Source organism: Pontimonas sp. (assembly GCF_031581085.1).
Lineage (GTDB): Bacteria > Actinomycetota > Actinomycetes > Actinomycetales > Microbacteriaceae > Pontimonas.
The window spans coordinates 1-2,479 of sequence record NZ_JAVLBO010000051.1; the positions used below are offsets into that span (position 1 = coordinate 1).

The 2,479-nt window shown below is 57.2% G+C and carries 3 protein-coding genes; all 3 read right to left on the minus strand.

Annotated features, from left to right (window positions below; translation table 11 throughout):
- Window positions 1-414: 414 nt before the first annotated feature.
- The 3 genes from RI518_RS07700 to RI518_RS07710 all read right to left on the minus strand — a co-directional run bounded on the left by RI518_RS07700 (window position 415) and on the right by RI518_RS07710 (window position 2,252).
- Window positions 415-828, minus strand: coding sequence for a PIN domain-containing protein (locus tag RI518_RS07700; protein ID WP_310689798.1), 414 nt, complete (start codon window positions 826-828; stop codon window positions 415-417).
- A complete protein-coding gene (locus RI518_RS07705) occupies window positions 819-1,046 on the minus strand; it encodes an antitoxin (RefSeq protein WP_310689799.1) in 228 nt (75 codons plus the stop codon). The genes RI518_RS07700 and RI518_RS07705 overlap by 10 nt, the downstream gene beginning before the upstream one ends.
- A 207-nt stretch (window positions 1,047-1,253) precedes the next feature.
- The gene (locus RI518_RS07710; protein WP_310689800.1) at window positions 1,254-2,252 is read right to left on the minus strand and encodes an aldo/keto reductase; all 999 of its coding nucleotides are present in this window, start codon (window positions 2,250-2,252) and stop codon (window positions 1,254-1,256) included.
- Between the last annotated feature and the right edge of the window lie 227 nt (window positions 2,253-2,479).

Sequence of the window (2,479 nt, forward strand, 5' to 3'; positions counted from 1 at the left end):
ACTCCAGTGCCTGTGCTTGTTGGCGTCCAAACGCCATGGCCCGGGAGCGAAAGAATTGTCTCCTGACGAAAATGACCCCGGTCACAATGAGTGCCAGGACAATCAGTGACACAAAATCCATGGCCTGCAATCCTCCAGTTTTTGTATGTTGTGAAAATACTCTTCCGAATGTGCACCATCAGCCCACAAGTCTTCGAAGTCCTAATGCGCAATTCCTACTGTGGCAGGCTACTGAACAACAATCGACCTTTTCTTAAAATACATTTTAGGTATGAGCCTCCCGCCATCGTGGTGGTCTACACGCTCTTGAGCCGAGGGCAACACCTGCTGGCCTCAGAAGCCAAAGATTGGTGGTCAACTGGCCGCCTGGCCTACTGGCCGCGCCCGAATGCTTCGAGGGTGGATGGTGTGGCTCTAGGCCAGCACCAATTTCTCAATGCGCTGACCGCTGTAGCGGGCGATGAGCTCGAAATCGCTGTCAATGTGTAGCAGGGTGTGCCCGGAGATTTCCGCACCCGCGGCGATCAAGAGATCGGGGATTCTCACCCCGCGATGCTCGGAGGCGTCCAGTAAGGCTCGCTGCAAGTCGAGTGCGCGCCGTTCTGCTCGGGCGCCCAGGTATTCAAGCGGCATCAATGCGAGAGGGGGGTTGGTCAGCTCCTCATCGGCGCGCGACGAATTTTGGAAAGAGTATGCAAGTTCGAGCATGGTGATGGAGCTGATGCGCACTAGTCCGCGCGATATTCTCTCGACCCAGACCTCACGGTCGGGACTCTCGCTCAGACGAGCGTAGGCGGACTTATCAATCAGCCAGGTTTTTATCGCCACGCTTGAGCCATGATGTCAGGATCGCCAAGATCCGCGACCGCACGGGCAGTGCGCTCTAGATCGGCCACCGTCACCTTGGGTCGGTCTTCTTCTACGTAGGGGCGCTGGATGAACTCGATCAGAAACTGGTTGCGAGACACCCCCCGCCTCGCCGCTTCATCATCGATTTTCGCCACCACATCGCGGCTGAGCCCTCGCACGAGAATATCTGCTATCACGCCCTCCTCACTGGTATCACGATATCACTACCTCATCCCCCCGCAATCACTACACAATCCCTGCGCAAATACTTCGCGCTGTCGGGAACCACAGACCCCACCCTGCCTGGATTTGCAGGGGAATCGGTAGCTCCCGGAAACTGCCTGGAAGGTTAGTGGCGTCGAATAGGTGGGCGCCGTGGATATCCACAGCCCCAAATGAGAGTCTTAACGCCCACCCATGGTGTCCACGAAACCGTAGGGGTAGTCGGGAGTGTGGGGCCTGGAGACGTCCTCTAAGCGCTCCCACTGCTCGGTGCTGAGCTCTACCTGGGCTGCGCCCAGGTTGTCCGCTAACTGCTCCGTTGTTCTCGCTCCCAGGATCACACTGCCCACTTGGGGGTGTTGGATCAGCCAGGCGAGTGAGACTTGAGCCATGCTCGCACCGTGGTCTGCGGCAATGTCTTTCACGACATCCAGAATGGCGAATGTGCGCTCGGTGTTTCGCTTGTCGTAAGCCTCCACACCGCGACTGGGGTCTTCACCCAGGCGGGTAGCGCCGGTAGGGACACTGTCGCGCTGGTATTTACCACTCAACCAACCGCCACCGAGGGGCGACCAGGGCAGCAGCGGAATGTTGTGGTTCTTACACACATCCATCACTTCGTAGTCGATGTGGCGATCCAGCAGGTTGTATTGCGGCTGCAGCGACACCACTGTGGGTAAGCCCTCATACTTCGCCACATCGAGAGTGTGTTGGAGTTGGTAGGACAGGAAGTTGGAAACACCGAGGTATCGAATCTTGCCCTGGTCGACAAATTCTTTAATGAGCCCCAACCATTCGGCGACCGGCACATTGGGGTCAAAAGCGTGTGGCTGGAAAAGGTCGATGGTGTCGATGTCTAGACGTCGAAGGTTGTCCTCAATGGCACCCCGCAGGTAGTCGGGATGCAGGCCCCTCGGGCCGCTTGCCAGGGCAAAGCGGGCTTTGGTGGCGATGAGTACGTCGTCTCGTTTCCCGGAGCTCTTTAACCAACGGCCAATGATTTCTTCACTGAGCCCCTTCGAATACACATCGGCGGTGTCGATGAGGTTTCCCCCCACCGAAACGTAGGCATCGAGTAGGGCGTGGGAGGTGGCTTCATCGGCTTCTTTGCCAAAAGTCATCGTGCCGAGAGTGAGTGGTGTGACCTGGAGGTCGCTGGTGCCTAAAGAGGAAGTCTGCATAGCTTTAGCTTGCCAGCATTTGGGCCACTAGATGGCCCTGTGGGCCTGAGGGTTCATAGACCCTCGGCGACACCCTTTGTCAGTCCTACCTGTCCTCCAGCGGAGAGTGAACTCTCCTCGGTGGTTTCCGCGCCGATTGCCTGCAAAATAGTGCGACGAATATGAGCGGCACTGATTCCGTAAAAATCCTCGAGATACCGAGCAGACCCACCGTGTGTGAATGTATC

Coding starts and splice junctions, on each gene's coding strand:
- RI518_RS07710 (WP_310689800.1), bottom strand. CDS start 2,252: ATGCAGACTTCCTCTTTAGGCACCAGCGACCTCCAGGTCACACCACTC.